Source organism: Kitasatospora sp. NPDC093558 (assembly GCF_040683475.1).
Lineage (GTDB): Bacteria > Actinomycetota > Actinomycetes > Streptomycetales > Streptomycetaceae > Kitasatospora.
Genome location: NZ_JBFBDY010000832.1, coordinates 1 through 2422 on the forward strand (window position 1 = coordinate 1; position 2422 = coordinate 2422).

General features: G+C 71.7%; 2 protein-coding genes and 1 pseudogene. 2 read left to right on the forward strand and 1 reads right to left on the reverse strand.

Annotated elements, in window-relative coordinates:
* Positions 1–244: arabinofuranosidase catalytic domain-containing protein (locus AB0O00_RS35825; protein WP_363658886.1), on the reverse strand; the 244-nt coding region annotated here is incomplete at its 3' end.
* Positions 245–590: 346 nt separating this feature from the next.
* Here AB0O00_RS35825 and AB0O00_RS35830 point away from each other — a divergent pair.
* Positions 591–1733, forward strand: coding sequence for a substrate-binding domain-containing protein (locus tag AB0O00_RS35830; RefSeq protein WP_363658887.1), 1143 nt, complete (start codon positions 591–593; stop codon positions 1731–1733).
* A pseudogene (locus AB0O00_RS35835) lies at positions 1730–2422 on the forward strand (ATP-binding cassette domain-containing protein); the annotation flags it as partial. The gene AB0O00_RS35830 and the pseudogene AB0O00_RS35835, both read left to right, overlap by 4 nt.

Consider the following 2422-nt stretch of genomic DNA (forward strand, 5'->3'; position numbering starts at 1 on the left):
GCCCGGCGTACCCGGCGTACAGCGCGCGGGTGGTGCTGTGCGCGGCCACGCAGGGCGTGCCGCCGGCGGCGTAGACGTCGCACGGGCCCTGCGCGGCGGCCTGCGCCACACCGCTCGTCGCGGTGGCGCCGGCCAGGGCGCCGATCAGGACGGCGAGGGCCGCCCCGGCGCGGGCCAGGCGGCGCAGCACGCCGCTTCCCCGGGTTGTCCTGTCGTTGCCACTCGTGGGTTTGTTGTCACTCATGGGTCTCCCTGCTCATCGTCGAGCGCGGCCAGAGGAAAGTGAGCGCTAACAATCCTGCCCATGACGACAGACTTCGCCCTGGGCGGAAGGTGGTGGGTTCCTGGATCGGTGACAGTGCCCTCACCGACCGCATGCCGTCAAGGCTTTCGACGGATCCGCGCCGAGGAAATCGCCGGCGGGTGCGCGTGACCCTTCGGAGCATCACCCTCTCGGTGCTGCACGGGAGTTGACGCTGAGCGATGTGAGCGCTCACACTCCACCACCGGTACATCTGATCGTCCGCGCGGACTCACCGCGCCTTCCACCGGCTCCCCCACCCGCCGGCAGAGATCGAGAGGAACCACCCATGCGCGCACCCTTCCGACGGAGTTCCAGAGCCGCCCGCGTCACCACCGCCGCAGTCGCCGTCCTCGCCCTGGCCGTGGGCTGCAGCAAGCAGGGCGCCGGTGGCTCCGACACGCCCGCCGGCGGTTCCGCCGCCCCCGCGCCCGCGATCCAAGGCGACATCACCTTCAACGACGACAACCTCGGCCGCCTCGACGCCGCCCTCAAGGCCGCGCTCCAGGGCAAGGACCTGTCCAAGCTGGACCTGGCCATGGTGGTCAACGCCGCCGTGGACTACTGGAACGCCGGGAAGGCCGGCTTCACCAAGGGGCTCGCCGACCTCGGGGTCAAGGGCACCTTCCAGGCCCCGGCGAACGGCCGGCTGGACCAGCAGCTGTCCATCGTCCAGACCCTGCGCGGGCAGGACATCTCCGCCTTCTCGCTCTCCGCGATCGACCCGACGGCCGTCAAGTCGCCGATCCAGTCCGCGGCTTCGGCCGGCATCCCGGTCCTCGCCATCGACTCGCCGCTGCCCGCCGAGGACGGCGCCGCGCTCTACCTCGGCACCCCGAACTACCAGGCCGGCAAGCGGGCGGGCGAGGCGATGAAGGCCGCGCTGGGCGGCAAGGGCAAGGTGGTGGTGCTGGTCAGCTCGCTGACCGCGTCCAACGCCGTCGAGCGCATCCAGGGCTTCGAGGACGCGCTGAAGGGCAGCGGCATCGAGGTGGCCAACAAGCTCGCCGACAGCATGGACGCGGCGAAGGCCCTGACCAACGCGCAGACCGCCATCCAGACCGACCCCAACGTGACCGGCATCTACGGCGTGTACTCCTACGACGGCCCCTCGGCCGCGCAGGCGGTGCAGGCGGCGGGCCGGACCGGCAAGGTCAAGGTGATCTCCGACGACAGCGACGCCCAGACCCTCACGTTCATCCAGCAGGGCGTCATCCAGGCGACCGTCGTCCAGTCGCCCTACCAGCAGGGCTACACCGGCGCCTACCTGCTGGCCGCGCTCAAGGTGCTCGGCAAGGACGCCACGATGGCCATCGTCAAGCCGTTCCTGGAGTCGGACGGCAGCACCCTGAGCTCCGGCGTCGGCGTCGTCACCCAGGGCAACCTCGACGCCTTCAAGGCCAAGCAGACCCAGCTCGGCATCACCGGATGACCAGGGCGACCCACTCCGCCGGCGGCGGGCCGGCCGTGGCCCTGCGCGCGGTGCGCAAGAGCTACGGGCCGTTCACCGTGCTGGACATCCCCGAACTCGACCTGTTGCGAGGTCAGATCACCTGCGTCGTCGGCGAGAACGGCGCCGGGAAGTCGACCCTGATGGGCGTGCTGTCCGGCACCGTCTCCCCCACCCGGGGAGGTCCTGATCGCGCACCACCCCCTCCAGCCGGGCCGTCCCGACCACGCGAAGGCCCTCGGCGTCGCCCTCGTGGCCCAGGAGTTCCCCCTGGTCGGTCGGCTGAGCGTGGCCGAGAACCTGCTCCTCGGCCGTCGCAGTCGCGCCCGGCAGGACGCGGGGAAGCTGCACCGAGCGCTGTTCGACCGCGCCGGCACCCGACGCGAGGCGCGCGAACTGCTGGCGGAGATCGGCGTCGACGGCGTGGACGTCGACCGGCCGGTGGAGCAACTGCCCGTCCCGCTGCGGCAGATGATCGAGATCGCCAAGGCCTGGGGCAACCGGCCGCTGGTCCTGATCCTGGACGAGCCGACCTCCTCGCTCGGGCCGGTCGAGGCCGGGAAGGTCCTCGCCCTCGCCCGGCGGCACGCCGCGGACGGCGGCGCGGTGCTGTTCATCGGCCACCTGCTGGACGAGGTGCGGGACATCGCCGATCGGGTGATCGTGCTGCG